The organism is Aporhodopirellula sallentina SM41, from assembly GCF_000346505.1.
Lineage (GTDB): Bacteria > Planctomycetota > Planctomycetia > Pirellulales > Pirellulaceae > Rhodopirellula > Rhodopirellula sallentina.
The window spans coordinates 1-15,146 of record NZ_ANOH01000341.1 but is presented as its reverse complement, the minus strand read 5'-3'; the positions used below and the strand labels follow the sequence as shown (position 1 = coordinate 15,146).

The window sequence follows — 15,146 nt, the reverse complement described above, 5'->3', positions numbered from 1 at the left end:
CGTCATTCTAGTCGGCGGCTATCGCGAGTTGTTGAGGATCGCGTCGACTTTGCTGCGATCGACACGCGGTTCGTTGATCGGTTGGTTCAACGCTTTGCGTTCGGCTTCGGCGATTTGGTCGATGAATCGTTGGAACTGCGGATTTTCGGGGAGGCTTTGGCGACCCTGACGGGCATACGAAAGTGCTTCTGCTGGCTCATCTTTGGCGAGCAGGTGTTTGATCAAATCGATCCGGTACCGGGCTTGGTCGGGTGCCAATCGGATCGCCCGTTGATAGTAGTCCTGTCCCTTTTCGAGATCGTCTAGGTAGAAATAGACGTTACCGACGACGGCATGACAGGCGGCACGCTGCTGCATCGAATCGCCTTCACCGCAGCGGATGGTTTCGACTGCCTTGCGGAAAAACTCAGGGTCCGCGTTTTCCCATTTCAAATACTCTGCCGCGGCGAGCCGCATCGGTTTCGACTCATTCGGGATTACCTCATGGATCGACAGTTCGGGATGCTCCTCTAACAAACGCATGACCTGGGTCGTGAGGTTCGCGTTGCTTTCGATTGCTGCGTGAAATGCCTTGGTGGCTTGATCGAAATCATCCCTCGACAACGCGTCTTTTGCCAACGCGAATTGCCGCACCGAGTCACCGGCGTAAAACGTGAGCAAGTGTGTGGCCGCCACATCGGCAACCGCATCTGGGGATGGTTGATTGGGCTGTGTCGTCGACTCGGATGTCGTCATGACCGGTTTGAGTCGCAGGAGGCTGCCCCGGGGTTCCTGTGCGAGCGGACAGACCGCGAGCGTCGCCAAGCAGGTTTCCCACGCGTTGTTGTAGTGCGTCTGACTCTCGAATTCAGTTGTGATGATCGAGTCGGGCTCGGGCGGATAGGGGAGCGTTCGATTCTGCAGATCGACTTGTTGGTAAACGTCGAGCATCTGCTCTCTCGTCTTCGGTTCCCATTCGGTTGTTTCGGCGAGTCGTCCGCGGTCACGCTGTACCGCCGAAAGACGAGCACGCACTAGCGGTGACGGTCGCGTCTGGACGCGTTCGGTCAGTGCCGTTTCCATTTTCTCGAGCGATGCCGGATTCAAACGCCACTCGCCGTACTCGTCCTTCAATCGGCTCAACATCGAATCGGAAATGGCGTCTTGCCGCAGTCCGGGCAGAGTCAACGCGCCGGCAAGGATCGTGAAGGCGGCTATCGCCGAGGCACCGATCCACTGAGACGACGAGAGGTGGGGGATGCCCATGCTGCCCAGGTTCGTTTTCAACCGGATTTTCGGCCCACCGGATTCCGCGTCTTTCGCCGTGTCCGATTTGTCGTCGTAGTCGTCGAGTTCGTGGCCGTGATAGCTTTCCGCGGTCAGTGGCGGTGGTTTCGCGGCGGCGCCTCCGTTGGCCATGTCGCGGGTGATGATCGCGGTGCAGATCAGCAGTGCCGCGATCAAGTTTGCGGGGATCGCCATTCCCATGTCGAAGAATTGAGAGACCGCGATTGCCGTGATCGCATACCAACCGGCGACACGAACCCCTTGGTCGATCGGGTCCGCTGAATAAGACAACCGGTTCAACGCGATCAGAAGGATCGTCAAGAACCAAGCGGAAATGATGATGCCGATTAACCCGGTTTCCACCAACATTTCCAGCCACAGGTTGTCGGCGTGTTCAAACCACGAACTCGGGGATACGACTTGATGCGGCAGGTAAGCGTAAGCGTAGGCGGAAACACCTGCCCCGCCGGGAAGGTGAGCTTTTGCCGCTCGCCATCCGTCCTGCCAATGCAAAAGCCGACCGTCGCTTTGCAGCGTGTCTGCTTCTTCGGAGAAGAACTCCCACCGGGTAACCGATTCCAGGTTCAAGTTCATGGGCGTGATCAACACCGCCACCGAGATAGACAGAACCACCAGGAGCACCGGAATGCTGATCAATCCGCGGCGGGGACGGACATATCCGAACGCCAACATCAAACCGAACAAGGCCGCGACGACTCCTCCACGAGATCCGTTGACCAGCAGTCCGGCGACGCATGCCGTTCCAGAGATCAAACCCACGAACGATTCGCGATCGGATATCAACGCTAACAAATCGTTGAACTCAAAATCAGGATCGTCGAGTTCGACCGCGTGAAGTGCCATCATCCGCCACGACAGCAATCCGAGGCTCGCCGCGAGTCCGAGGTTGAGCATCAAGGCTGCGTTGTTGCGGTTCACAAAGCCGCCGAATGAACTCGCGACAGGTTGGAAAATCCACAGGTCCGCGGTCGGATCGAGTTTGCGATAAAAACCGAGAACCGCAACGCTGGCGCCGGCGATCGCGATCGCGCTGAGCAGCATCTGCAGTCGAATCCGAGCATGAAAAACGATCGAGGCAGCAAAACACAACGGCAACAAGATCGTGAACAACGAGGCGACATGGATCGTGTCTTCCGGCGAGATCGAAATCGGAATCTGTCCGGCGGTTTGACTCACCAATCCGTCGAGCCAAGTTGTGTAGGCCGCGTACGATCCGGGACTGAGCCACGAGACAATGCCGCTCGGCAGAGGCACGGTTTGAAACCAGGCCCACGCAGTCAACAGTCCCAGTGGAACCAAAATCGCATGCTGTCGAACGCCCGAAGACGCGGTGGAGTCGCTCAGGCCGGGCAGCGCGAACACCACCGCGACCATGATGCCGATCCCGGCAAGGTACTGACTCCAGTGATAGACGCCGCCGAAGTCGACCGCGAGAAGGATCGGTATCGCCACCAAAATGCTGGCCGAGATCCACAGACAAATACTTCGTGCGATAGCAATCAAGGTGAGTTCGGGAAGGACAGGGGGAATAGGCAGCGTGGGAGTGCCGGCATAGAGCCAACCCAGCGGAAGAGCGGGGGCATTCTCTCAAAAATTGCAATCGGATGCGAGCCATCGATTGAGGCGATGGGGGTGTGTGTGGATGACAAGATGGCTGCCGTTAACAGTAAACTTGGTCTGTCGATTCGCATCGCGTTTTTATTGCGTGCCTGTTGTTTCACTGCATCATGCTCTCATTCGATATTTCGCAGCCATTGCCATGCGTGACAACAGCGTCTTTCGCGTCAGTAAACGTTGCGTCGAGTCTTGGGGCGGTAACCAGCAACAATATGGGCGGTAACATAGGAAAGGGGGCTGAGGTTATCTTGAGACTTCAGCGATTCGTTGCACTTTCGACTCTCTGTCGCACTTTTAACGTGAGCGACACGCAATGATTCGGGATCGCCACACGATTACTCAGGAATGCCACACGATGTACGCGAAATTCGAACGCTTTTTCCGCCGATCGCTCGCCTCGTTGCCAAGGGACCGCTGCCCGTTGTTTGCCCGTCCGTTATGTGCACGCCCGTTATGTGCCCGCACGCTGTTCGCCGGTCTGCTGGTTGTCGCCCTCGGTGTGGTTCCTCCCGCGAGCGTATCGGCTGCGGAAGTTGCCTCAGCCGAGGCCGGTTCGGGACCCGACGTGGGCAGCGTGTCCAAGGAGTTGGGCACGTGGTTGGACGCTGAGATGACCAACGTGCTGCGTCTGTACACATGGTTGCACGCTCACCCGGAGGTTTCGTTCGAAGAAGATGAAACGGCCGCGAAACTGAGTCAGATGTGGACCGACGCCGGATTGAATGTGACCGGCAGTGTCGGTGGTCACGGCATTGTCGGCATCCTCAAAAACGGCGACGGACCGGTCGTGATGTTGCGGACTGATCTCGATGGATTGCCGGTCACCGAAAACACACCCGTCGCCTACGCATCCAAACAAACGACCACTCGCGAGGACGGCAGCACCACCGGCATCATGCACGCCTGCGGGCACGACATCCACATGACCAGTTTGACGACCGTGGTTCGTTGGTTGACCGAAAATCGTGATCGGTGGTCGGGCACGTTGTTGGTCATCGGCCAACCCGCCGAAGAACGTGGGGCCGGTGCCAAAGCGATGCTCGAGGACGGGTTGTTCGAAAGGTTCCCCAAACCGGACTATGCCCTCGCCATGCACTGCAGCAGCGACACGGCCACCGGCCAGATCAAGATCCGCCCCGGTTATGCGTTGGCGAACGTGGACAGTGTCGACATTACGATGCGCGGTCGCGGCGGTCACGGTTCGGCTCCTCACACGACGATCGATCCGGTCGTGCAAGCCGCCGAGTTGGTGATGTCGTTGCAGATGATCGTCAGCCGTGAAATCTCTCCGATCGAGCCCGCTGTGGTGACTGTCGGTTCGATCCATGGCGGGACGAAACACAACATCATCGGCAACGACTGTCACTTGCAACTGACCGTTCGCAGTTACAGCCAGGAGGTTCGTGAGAAAGTACTCGCCGCGATCAAACGCCGAACTTTTGCGATCGCTCAGGCAAACGACGCTCCGGAACCGACCTACGTCGTCAGCGAGGGAACCCCGTCGCTGAAAAACGACGATGAGTTGGCCGGACGGATGAGGCAACTGTTCGGCGAGTTGTTCGGCAGCGAGAATATCCTCGAGGACGACCCGTCGATGGGCGGCGAAGACTTCAGTCGCTACGGAATCGCGGGCGTGCCGATCCTGATGTATCGCGTCGGAACGGTCAGTCAGGCGAGGCTCGATCGATTCGAAAAGCTAGGCATCCCTCCGGCTTCACTTCATTCGGCGGTGTACTATCCCGACGCCGAGGAGACTTTCCGGGTTTCAGTCCCGGCTATGGTCACCGCGGTGCTCGATCTGATGCCGGTAAAGAATTAGGGAGTTTTGAAATTGGACGTTTCCCATCCCTGTGGCTGAATTCGCCCAAACTCGGGGCACCGAACTTTGAGGAGAAAAGTTTGGCGAGCGGAGTTTGGCGAAATCGGCTTCGTCCTTTTTGATAACGTGCTGGGGCGATCGCTGCGTGACTGCGACGGTCGGTTTGTTCCCAGCGACCGGAGTGATCAACTATACTAAGGTTCTTCTCGGTTTAATTCGTGGTATCGGTCGTTCCGACGACTCCCCGTGTTGGGTGGATTCAACCTGCCTGCAGGTGGAAAAGGAAATTAGCAAATGGGCGTTCGTTTTGCTTGTCATGCGTGTGGCAAGCGACTGAACATAAAGTCAGAGCTGGCCGGGCGTCGGGGGATTTGTCCCTCGTGTTCGGTGCGTTTTCGCATTCCAACTCACGACACCGAAACGTCCACGCCGATTGATTCGCGAGCTTCGTACGAATCGGAATCCGAAGGCGACACGGGTCCGCTCGCCACATCCGCCAGGCAGTCACCACAAACGACACCGTCCAACGCCGTCGCGGCGGTGAATGGGGAGTCGGGTTCAGTTTCCGGCGCGGGAGCAACCGCGGTCGCGGATTCCTCAGTGGAACGCGAAATTGCGAGCCGACCCTCCTCGGTTCGGGGAACCGGGCCGGCGAGCGAATCTGCCGAACCGGTGGCGACGCCGTCGCCAGCCCCGAACGTGATTAACGGCCCCGCCCCCTCCACCCAGGAAATTCTGGGTGACGCGAGTTCAACGTGGTACGTTCGCCCGCCAAGCGGCGGTCAATACGGCCCGGCGAACGGCCCGACGTTGGGGCAGTGGATCGAGGAAGGCCGCGTCGCCGACACCGCGATGTTATGGCGGGATGGTTGGCCCGATTGGCGGATCGCCAAAGAAGTGTTGCCGGTTTTCTCGAATGGCGCGACGGGCATCGTCAGCGATCGGGCTGCCGTTTCATCGGCGCCGGCTGCGACGCCTCCCGGTGTGGAGGCTCCAGCCCCAACCGGTACCGTTTCGGGCGATGGTGTTCCGGATGAAGCGTCGGATTCACGAGTCGAGATTCGTGCCGGAGGCAAAGTACTCGACACGAACAAAAAACGCATGTCGCGAAAACGGGTCGCCATCAGCGCGACGCTCGCGTGTGTTTTTATTGTATTGTTGGTGGCGTTGATCGTCGTGTTGAAACAGGCCTAGAGTTCCATCTCTCTCTACCAATCGTAGCAATCGTAGGCCGGACCAAGCGCAGCGCCGTTCCGGCATCCGCGCCGTTGCCGGATGTGCGTCGCAAAGCCTCCTTCGCCCGGCCACCCACTTCGATCGCCAACGGGGTTTCGGAGGAAAGTAGTCCGGACCAAGCGCAGCGCCGTTCCGGCATCCGCGCCGTTGCCGGATGTGCGTCGCAAAGCCTCCTTCGCCCGGCCACCCACTTCGATCGCCAACAGGTTTCGGAGGAAAGTAGGCCGGACCAAGCGCAGCGCCGTTCCGGCAATCTCACCCGCGCAACCGCTCCACCCTAGGTAGACAATCGAATCACCAGCGTTCACGATACGCGGATGACTTCAGAAACAAATTTTACCGCCCGTCGACTGCTCCGTCACGCTCATTCGCTCTTCAACGGGTCGTGGCAAAACGCGGACGATTTTCGGTCGGTCGGTGTTAATATCGCCGGTGCGAAGATCCTGGATTGTGGCGTCAATTGTCCCGGATCGTTGCAGGCGGGGCTGGTTTTGGCGAGGCTTTGTTTCGGCAATTTTGCGGACGTTTCGATCGTTCCGGCGGAGCCTGGCATGGTAGCGGACAACGCCGTTTTGGTTCGTACCGATCGGCCGATCGAGGCTTGCCTCGGCGGGCAATACGCGGGATGGCCGGTTTCGGTTGACGACTTCTTTGCGATGGGAAGCGGTCCGATGAGGATGCTGCGTGGTCGCGAAGAGATGCTCGAACATCTCGGTCTCGTGCAGCCTGCCGGCGAGGATGATTACGCCGTCGGCGTTTTGGAATCGGACAAACTCCCGGGCGAGGAGGCGATTCACGCGATCGCGTCGGAGTGTGGTGTGCCGCCGGAGCGAATGTGTTTGGGGATCGCGCCGAGTACATCGATTGCCGGCAGCGTTCAGGTCGTCGCCAGAAGCGTCGAGACGGCGCTCCATAAACTGCACGCGCTTGATTTCGATGTCACGAAATTGATCTCCGCATCCGGAGTCGCTCCCCTGCCGCCGGCGTCCAAACCGGGCGATACGATCGGCGGGATCGGACGAACAAACGACGCGATGTTGTATGGTGCGAAGGTGAGCCTTTGGATCGATGCCGACGACGAGGCGATCGAAAAAGTGATCGACAAGGTGCCGAGCCAATCGTCGAGCGACTACGGACAACCGTTTGCAAAGGTTTTCAAGCAATACGATTACGATTTCTACAAAGTCGACCCGATGTTGTTCAGCCCAGCGGTGGTGACGATCCACTCATGCAAGAGCGGTCGGTCGTGGCGACGCGGGACGCTCGATCGGGAAGTGCTCGGCGAATCGTTCGGGATCGAAACATGAGGCACCAGATGACTCGGTGGTTTTCCACGTTAAGTGTTTGCGAGTGGAGCGTACGGGCGTGACTTCGCCGCGTATCCTTGTGCTTGGCGGCAGGACGAATCCTCGTGCGCCGTTGGTGCCGCTGGGGTGGCATTTGTCTGAACTGAATCACGCTGCGAGCAAACTCGGTGTCGAGCTTTTTTTCGCCGACTACGAATCGCTCACCGCGGAAATCGAAAGCACCGGACCCCGCACTCGGGCGACGTGCCGATCGGTGGAAATGGATCGTCCCGTTTCAATGTGTTTCGATGAATTCGATTGCGTGTTCACCCGAACCATGCCCGCCGGTTCCACCGAACAGTTGGTCTATCGGTTGGCCACGCTGCACGACGAGTATTATCGTCGCAGAAAAAAGGGGCAACCATCGAGTTTTGTGAACCCTCCCGCGGCATTGGAATTGGCGATCGACAAATACGCCACGCTCGCGAGAGTATCCCGGATGGGGATTCTAACTCCGGCCACGGTTGTCACCCAAAGTCGCGCTGAAGCGATGGACGCGTTTGATCGTCTCGGCGGTGACGTGGTCGTCAAACCGATTTTCGGCGGAGAAGGCCGGGGCGTGATGCGGATCAGCGACAAGGAACTCGCGTGGACCGCCTTCACAGCGCTGCAGCAGATCGGCGCGGTCTTCTACGTGCAGCAGTTTTGTCCACCCGGCGGTACCGACATTCGGTTGCTGGTGATCGGTGATGAGGTGTACGCGATCAAACGAGTCTGTAAGGATGACTTTCGGACTAACGTGCGGGCGGGGGGAAAACCCGAGCGGATCGAATGCATCGCCCCGTGGCGTCAACTTGCGTTGCAGGTTTGCCGTGAATTTGAACTCGCCTTTGCCGCCGTCGACCTGGTCGAACTCAATCACAACGCCGGCTACTGTTTGATGGAAGTCAATGCGATCCCCGGTTGGAAGTCGGCTCAATCGGCATTACCGGTTTGCGTTGCCGAGCAAATTGTTTCTGTCTTGAAATCGAGATCGGTATGAACCTCTTTGATGATGAACGTCCATCGGATCTCCAGCGGGACGCGTCGTCCTCGTGTTCGGATACGCCGCTGGTGGATTTGTCCGGTGGCAATGTCGCCGATCGGTTGACGCAGATTGCGAAAATGTTGCCCGGCGCGATCGCGATCGCCGAGCCCTCGGGCCCACCGAAAGCCGGCGGCGTGGATCGCGACTACACGCTAACGACGTTCAAAACACTCGATGAACGCAGCACCGTGATCGCGCGCGGCCTCGCCAAGTGGGGCGTCCGTCCCGGAATGCGATTGATCAGCCTGGTGCCGTTCGGGGCCCAGTTCATCGAGTTGGTGTTTGCGTTGATGAAAGCTGGGGTGACGGTCGTGCTGATCGATCCCGGCATGGATCGCAAACACCTGGTCAATTGCCTTCAAGAAATTGAACCTGATGGGTTCGTCGGCATCCCCAAGGCGCAAGCGATCCGCACGATTCTTCGCAGCCGTTTTCCGACGGCGCGTTGGAACGTGACCGTCGGTCGGCGTTGGTTTTGGGGAGGCAAGACCCTGTCGCAGATTGCCGCGATGGGGGCTGATCGCGATGTCGATTTACCGAGTATCAACGCCGACGACGAGGCGGCGGTGATTTATACCACCGGCAGTACCGGTCCGCCCAAAGGCGTTGCCTACACACACGGCACGTTTCACTCTCAAATCGATCGCATTGCCGATCGCTATGGGATCCAGCGAGGATCGCGTGACCTCGCGTGCTTTCCCTTGTTCGGTTTGTTCGACGCGGTAATGGGTGTCACGACGATCATTCCCGACATGGACCCAACACGTCCGGCTGACGTGGATCCACGCAAACTAATCGCCGCCGCTCGGCAATGGGAAGTCGATCAAGCGTTCGGATCGCCCGCGTTGTGGCGAACGGTTACCCGGTGGTGCGAAGAGAACGCGGTCGGTCGTCCGTTCCCAACGCTTCGCCGTGTGTTGTCGGCCGGGGCGCCGGTTCCGGCTGCGACGCTCGCGAGCCTTCGTCGGTTTGTTCATGAAGAGGCCGACATTGAAACGCCCTACGGCGCGACCGAGGCCCTGCCGATCGCGTCGATCGAATCCCGCCAAGTCATTACGTCGACCGGTCCGGCGGCAAACAAGGGCAAGGGAGTCTGTGTCGGAACACGGTTCGAAAGTGTGCAGTGGAAGGTGATCGAAATCACCGAGCAACCGATCCCAACACTAGATGGAATCCAAGAGATGCCGCGTGGCAAGATCGGCGAACTGTTGGTCACCGGTCCGATGGTGACCCGTCGGTACGTGACGCGAAAGGATCAAAACGCGATCCACAAGGTTGCCGACGGCGATCGTGTTTGGCACCGGATGGGCGATGTTGGATATCTTGATGCGGAGGATCGGTTCTGGTTCTGTGGCCGGAAGGCTCATCGGGTCATTTCGAAAGACCGAACATTCTTCACCGTGCCCTGTGAAGCGGTGTTCAACGTTCACCCGGATGTGGAAAAGTGTGCTCTCGTTGGACGCGGTCCCGTTGGCGAACAGACACCGGTCATCATCATCCAACCTACCGATTTATCGGTCGCTCAGGACTCGGCAAAGCGAGAGGCTTTAGTCGAGGATCTACGCAGTGTCGCGTCCCGAAATCCGCTGACGCACCGGATCAACGATTTCGTAATTCGAAGTACACCGCTGCCGGTCGACATCCGCCACAACAGCAAGATCTTCCGCGAGAAGTTGACCGCCGAAATCAATTCGTGAGGGGCGGTTGTTCCTGGACGCTTCGCCGTTTGGGGCGAGTGGCTCAGCGGGCAATCGTGCGGAGGAGCGTCCACGCTTTGCGATGCCCGGGCAGATTCTCGATCGGCGCAGCGAAAACGGCCAACGCGTTTGCGATGGCCGTGTGTTCGTTGATTTGTATTTCGGGTCGGGCGAGCCGAGCGAGGAGATCAATCCTCGGCTTTCTTCACCTTCTTCTTTTTCTTCAGCGAGATCTTTTGCACGCGGGTTTTAGGCATGCCGATGATGCTCGCGTCTTCGTCGAACTTGTCGAGTTCTTTCAGGCGTGCGATGCGCTCCGCGCGAGTCAAGACGTTGCGACTTTTAATTGCCCCGGCTTGCACCTTGAGGCTACGATCCATGGTCATGGCAGCGAATCTGAAATGAGAAACGGGAAGGGAGGACAGGGGATTTTCGAAGCGACGAAGTCTACCGAACCGCTTCTAGGTTGACAACCTCACCGGAATGAATCGGCTTTTTCCCGGGGCGAAAATCGGGGAAAAATGGAAAAAACGTTTCGTAAAACGCCGTTTTCGGGAATAGATCTTCAGCGGCGGGCCGGGATAACTCCGGTGGTGGGCCGGGATGAGGTGCCTTCATCGGGGCGTTTCATTCTGCAATCCCGCTGGGTATAGTGCGTCCGCGTCTCTGATAGAGACTGCCCCGCCTTCGCTCTCCCACCTAGTTTGACCAGCATGCCGACGCCGCGCACCGCGATACGTCCGGCCGGTTTCGCGGCTGTGATCCGAAATCCGCTCACTGCCCCGACCGGTTCTCAATGCCCCGGCCACCGATCCCTGCGGCCGCCTCGCTGCCTGACGCCGGACCGCTCTATGCCACCGGACCGCTCTATGCTGCCGGACCGCTGCCACGGCAACGCATCCGTGGGATCAGTCGAGGGTGAACCCGATTTTCACCGTCACCTGCCAATGGGCGACTTTGCCTTCACTGATGGTGCCTCGTGTCTCCACCACTTCAAACCAACTCAATCCACGAACGGTCGACGATGCGTGTTCAACGGCGTTGTTAATGGCATCTTCAATCGACACCGTAGACGTTCCGACAATCTCAATTTTCTTATAGGTATGATGAGGCATCGTGTTCTCCTTCCGAAGGGCGTGGATCCAGTGATCGCTCGTTAAGGCGTACTCGGCATCATAACGCGCTGGCGAGGTGGTCGAGGGTTCGGATGTCGACGCAAATTGTCGCAGCCTCAGTATCATTCTTGGCAAGCCGCGTTCGAATGCAGATCGATTCCATCTGACACGCGTGTCCCAATCCACCTGCCACCTATTCCTTTCCCCTCCTAATCACCTCCCCACCTTTCCCTCCATTCCTTCTCGCGTTCTCAACACCCCCAGTTCTCTCCTCAACACCCCTGAACCCTATGTACAATCGTCGTCAGTCTTTGAAGTTGCTTGGTGCGTTGTCCGGTACCATCGTTGCCCCCGCGATCGCTGAGGAGGGGCAGGCCACTGATACTCAAGATAGCACCGGGCTCGACGTCAATCCGCATCAGTCGACGTGGCAGCAAGACCTCGATCGGATCTGGTTAGGGGCGAAGTATTGGGCCAACCCGATGGAGAATTGGGCCGTGGTCGATGGGGCGGCCGAGTTGGTTTCTGCTGCGGGGTATCGCAACGTTCATCTGTTGACGCATCAACTGACTAACCCGGCGGGCAGCTTCCGAATGCAGGCCGCCGTCAGCGAAGTCCAACACGGCGATGTCGACAGCAGCGTTGGGTTCCTGATCGGTGTGCGAAGCGAACTCAATGAGTTGAAAAGCAACTGCTTTGCCGCCAACAACGGGCCACGCAAAACAAAGAGTGCTGGAGGAGCGATCAGTTCCGGGCCCGTGGTCGCCGGTGTCCGCGACGGTGAATTGTTCATCAACGAATCCGCTGTCAAATTCAGCGGCGATGTGGCGTTGGGCGATGTCACGATCGAAGTGACCGGAACGCCTCAAGGCGACAATATCGAATTGACGCTCAACGCATTCGATTCTCAGCAGGACTCGGTCGGGTCGATGACCGCGTTGGTAAAGCCGGATGTGCTGCTCGGCAACGTCGCGATCGGGTGCAACTTGTTTTCGAACTTTCGCGTTCGCAAAGGGATGTCGCGGTATCGCATTCGTCAGTGGAACGTGTCGGGCGATGCGTTCTCGGTCGACCCCGACGCCGCTTGGGGACCGATCCTATGGACGATGTATTCGCTGTCGGACTCCCGGAGCGACGAAGGGTTTGTCTTGAAACTGACCGCGTTGACTCCGCCGCTCGGTGAAGACGATTCCGACGAGGTCCGGTTGGAAGTTCAGCGTGATGGTCAGTGGGAATCAATCGCGGATGCGAAGTTGGATCATGACGCGTGGACGGGGACGTTCCGGATCGCCAATTGGGACGCGTCGACGGATGTGCCGTTTCGCGTTGTCTATCAACAGTCCTATCGCGACGGCGAGCCGAGCCAACATGAGTGGACGGGAACGATCAAGGCGAATCCGACGGGCCGTCCGCTGAAGTTTGCGGGACTGACGTGCCAGCACGATTCCGGGTTCCCTTACGCGCCGGTTGCTGAGAACTTGATGCGTCTCGACCCGGACCTGCTGTATTTCTCCGGTGACCAGCTTTATGAAGGTAACGGTGGATACAGCATCATCCGCGAGCCGGCCGAGAAAGCGATCGTGAACTACCTTCGCAAGTTCTACATGTTCGGTTGGGCGTTCGGCGAACCGATGCGGCACAGCCCGACGCTCTGCCTGCCTGATGACCACGACGTCTTCCAGGGAAACATCTGGGGCGAAGGCGGCGAGCCGATGGATATGTCCGATGGCAAGGACCAAGGGGCGTCCTCCAAAGGCGGCTATCGCGAACCGGTGCGAATGGTCAACGCCGTGCACCGAACCTGCGTCGCGCATCACCCCGAACCGTTTGACCCAAGTCCGGCCGAACAAGGCATGAGTGTTTACTTCGGCGACATGGTTTACGGCGACGTGAGTTTTGCCATCGTCGCGGATCGCCAATTCAAGAGCGGCCCGGGACACGTGGATACCGGAGGCGGTCGTGCTGACCACGTGACCGAACGTGACTTCGATACCTCGATCCTCGATAAGCCGGGGCTGGAATTGCTTGGTGAACGTCAGGAAGCGTTCCTAAAACACTGGGCCGATGATTGGCGTGGTGCCAAGATGAAGGTATTGCTTTCGCAGACCGTTTTCGCTGGCGTGGCAACGCACCACGGCAGCTACAACAGTTTCCTGCTCGGCGATCTCGACTCGGGAGCATGGCCACAAACGGCTCGCGATCGTGCGATTGATTTGGTTCGCAAATCGAAAGCGTTGCACATCAGCGGTGACCAACACCTCACCACGCTCAGCCAATACGGAGTCCGCGAGCAACGCGATTCGAACTGGTCGTTCTGCACGCCCGCGATCTCAGCGGGTTATCCGCGTTGGTGGCGTCCCGATGAGGAGGGCATCCCTCACGAAAATCGTCCGATGCATGACTTGCCCAATACCGGCGAATTCGTCGACGGTTTCGGAAACCTGGTTTACATCTACGCCGTCGGGCACCCGATCCCGGCGAAGTCCAAGCATCGCTACGAACGCGCTCATGAAAAAGGCAGCGGGTTCGGTTACGTGCTAATGGATCCCGAAACGGAAACGTTCGAAATCCACAGCTATCGCTTCCTCGTCGATGTTACCGATGGCAATCCCGAGAACGAGTTCCCCGGTTGGCCCGTCACGCTGCATGCGGACGACAACTCCGGTGCACGGCGTTTGTTCAACGGAGTAAACACTGAGGGTTGGCATGGACGTCCTCACTTCGATCCGTACAAATTCGATGAATTGTCCGCCGAAGAGCAGAAAGCCAAAATCGCTCAGTGGAACGATGAGGCGGAGAAGCACTGGAGTGTTGAGAACGGCGAGCTCGTCAACGACGGGGCGGGGCCGTACCTGACGACGAACGAGGAATTCGAAAACTACGAATTGCAGCTCGAGTACAAGACCGTTCCGGAAGCCGACAGCGGTATCTATCTCAAGGGCACACCGCAGGTCCAGATTTGGGATTCGACTCAGGAGGCCAAGTTCTCGATCGGTGCGAACCTCGGTAGCGGCGGGTTGTGGAATAATTCCGAGGGCAACCCGGGCAAGAACCCGCTCGTGCTCGCGGACCGTCCGTTCGGCGAGTGGAACAAGGTTCGCGTCGTTCAAGTCGGGGCGCGGACCAGCGTGTGGCTGAACGATCAACAGGTCGTCGACCGTGCGATCATGGAAAACTACTGGCGACGTGATGAGCCGTTGCGGCGACGCGGTCCGATCCAACTGCAAACGCACGGTGGCGAGATCCGCTGGAGGAACATCACTCTGCAACCGCTCGATACCGAGGCGGCCAACGCGTTCCTGGCTCAGGACGATGACACCGGGTTCAAGCCACTGACCGACGGCAAAACGCTCGACGGTTGGATCGGAGCGGTCGACAATTACGAAGTCACCCCGGAAGGCACGATTCAGTGCCGGCCCGGCCACGGCGGTAACTTGCTGACCAAGGACGAGTACGATGACTTCGTCGTCCGTTTGTATTTCCGATTGCCACCGCGAGGCAACAACGGGTTGGCGATCCGATGCCCGCTCGACGGTGATACCGCGTACGTGGGAATGTGTGAGTTGCAGGTGCTCGATAACGAACACCCGGCGTACGCGAAACTGGATCCACGTCAGTACCACGGTTCGGCGTACGGAATGGCAGCGGCCGCACGCGGATACTTGCGTCCGGTCGGCGAATGGAATTACCAGGAAGTGCGAGTGGAGGGATCCACGATCCGAGTTGAGTTGAACGGGAACGTGATCCTCGACACGGATCTATCTAAGATCACCGACTACGCATCCGGCCGCCCACACCCCGGTAAAGACCGCAAGAGCGGCCACTTCGGCTTCGCCGGCCACAACGACCCCGTCGAATACCGAGACGTCACCATCCGTCGCCTCAAGTAGCGGGCTCGTTCGTGGCAATTGCGACGCGACGTGTCCGTTTTGGATTTGCGTGATTGAAGGGGCAACGCCCCGGTGGTTTGCATCGCCCAGGGCAACGCCCTGGGATGCGAAT

The 15,146-nt window shown here is 58.6% G+C and carries 10 protein-coding genes; 7 read left to right on the top strand and 3 right to left on the bottom strand.

Features of this window, described 5'->3' with window-relative positions:
- Positions 1-18 precede the first annotated feature (18 nt).
- On the bottom strand, positions 19-2,790 hold the full coding sequence (locus tag RSSM_RS22435; RefSeq protein WP_008684445.1) for an O-antigen ligase family protein: 2,772 nt from the start codon (positions 2,788-2,790) through the stop codon (positions 19-21).
- 427 nt (positions 2,791-3,217) lie between these two features.
- Here RSSM_RS22435 and RSSM_RS22430 point away from each other — a divergent pair, with 427 nt between their 5' ends.
- The 5 genes from RSSM_RS22430 (at position 3,218) to RSSM_RS22405 (ending at position 10,029) form a co-directional block, all read left to right on the top strand.
- Positions 3,218-4,723 (top strand): amidohydrolase, encoded by a 1,506-nt coding sequence (locus RSSM_RS22430; protein WP_008684443.1) that lies wholly within the window; start codon positions 3,218-3,220, stop codon positions 4,721-4,723.
- Between the two features lie 294 nt (positions 4,724-5,017).
- Entirely contained in the window at positions 5,018-5,917 is a 900-nt protein-coding gene (locus tag RSSM_RS22425) for a GYF domain-containing protein (protein ID WP_044303305.1), read from the top strand.
- Positions 5,918-6,276: 359 nt separating this feature from the next.
- The gene (mch, locus tag RSSM_RS22415; protein WP_008684434.1) at positions 6,277-7,266 is read left to right on the top strand and encodes a methenyltetrahydromethanopterin cyclohydrolase; all 990 of its coding nucleotides are present in this window, start codon (positions 6,277-6,279) and stop codon (positions 7,264-7,266) included.
- Positions 7,267-7,399: 133 nt separating this feature from the next.
- The gene (locus RSSM_RS22410; RefSeq protein ID WP_236621312.1) at positions 7,400-8,287 is read left to right on the top strand and encodes an ATP-grasp domain-containing protein; all 888 of its coding nucleotides are present in this window, start codon (positions 7,400-7,402) and stop codon (positions 8,285-8,287) included.
- Positions 8,284-10,029, top strand: coding sequence for a fatty acid CoA ligase family protein (locus RSSM_RS22405; protein WP_008684429.1), 1,746 nt, complete (start codon positions 8,284-8,286; stop codon positions 10,027-10,029). The genes RSSM_RS22410 and RSSM_RS22405 overlap by 4 nt, the downstream gene beginning before the upstream one ends.
- 188 nt (positions 10,030-10,217) lie before the next feature.
- On the opposite strand, the gene RSSM_RS22400 is transcribed toward RSSM_RS22405, so the two are convergent.
- Positions 10,218-10,415, bottom strand: a complete 198-nt coding sequence (locus RSSM_RS22400) for a small basic protein (protein WP_085980021.1) — start codon at positions 10,413-10,415, stop codon at positions 10,218-10,220.
- 410 nt (positions 10,416-10,825) lie between these two features.
- Here RSSM_RS22400 and RSSM_RS35230 point away from each other — a divergent pair, with 410 nt between their 5' ends.
- On the top strand, positions 10,826-10,951 hold the full coding sequence (locus RSSM_RS35230) for a hypothetical protein (RefSeq protein WP_008684424.1): 126 nt from the start codon (positions 10,826-10,828) through the stop codon (positions 10,949-10,951).
- On the opposite strand, the gene RSSM_RS22395 is transcribed toward RSSM_RS35230, so the two are convergent.
- On the bottom strand, positions 10,938-11,144 hold the full coding sequence (locus RSSM_RS22395) for a dodecin (RefSeq protein ID WP_044303312.1): 207 nt from the start codon (positions 11,142-11,144) through the stop codon (positions 10,938-10,940). The two genes, RSSM_RS35230 and RSSM_RS22395, sit on opposite strands and share 14 nt — an antisense overlap.
- Positions 11,145-11,434: 290 nt before the next feature.
- On the opposite strand from RSSM_RS22395, the gene RSSM_RS22390 reads away from it, so the two are divergent.
- Complete coding sequence (locus tag RSSM_RS22390; RefSeq protein ID WP_008684420.1) at positions 11,435-15,034, top strand: 3-keto-disaccharide hydrolase; 3,600 nt, start codon at positions 11,435-11,437, stop codon at positions 15,032-15,034.
- Positions 15,035-15,146 lie beyond the last annotated feature (112 nt).